This is a genomic window from Rhodobacter sp. P2_H5, assembly GCF_056403335.1.
In genome coordinates this window covers 1-575 of sequence record NZ_JBFUFS010000140.1, presented here as the reverse complement: position 1 = coordinate 575, position 575 = coordinate 1, and the positions used below count along the sequence as shown (strand labels likewise).

Sequence of the window (575 nt, the reverse complement as noted above, 5' to 3'; positions counted from 1 at the left end):
CGTCAGGTGTATATGACGGTCCAGGCGCCGGAGCTGAAGGACAGCTCGGCGGCTGAGGCCATCGATGCCCGTCATGCTGCTTGGGGGGCAGAATTGCCCTTGGGCGATGAACCTGCGCTCTGGGAGCGACTGTCGACGCTGGATCAGGCAAGTCGCCTTTCTCTTCTCGCCCATTGCCTGAGCTTTGGCGTCAATGCCCTGCATGAACGGGTGAGCCCCTATGGTGCGGGCATCTCGGCTTCCGGCCTGACCCGCCGCATGAAGCATGCCGACATGTTGGCCAAGGCAGTGGATCTCGACATGGTCGAGGCGGGATGGGAACCGACTGCAGAGACCTATCTCTCGCGTGTGCCGAAGGCGCGGATCATCGTAGCCGTGCGCGAGGCAAAGGGGGAGGGCGCTGCCCAACTCATCGACCACTTGAAGAAGGGCGATATGGCTGTCGAAGCTGAGCGCTTGCTCAAGGGCACCGGCTGGCTGCCGGAGGTGCTGCGCCGGGCGGACCTCGTGGCACTTCAGGGTGAAACATCGGAAGGGCAGGGCGACGATATCGGGGATGAGGCTGGGATTGCGCC

1 pseudogene is annotated in these 575 nt (G+C 63.7%); it reads left to right on the top strand.

Going from position 1 to position 575, the window contains the following annotated elements:
* A pseudogene (locus tag AC1DVR_RS23985) lies at positions 1-575 on the top strand (DNA-binding protein); the annotation flags it as partial.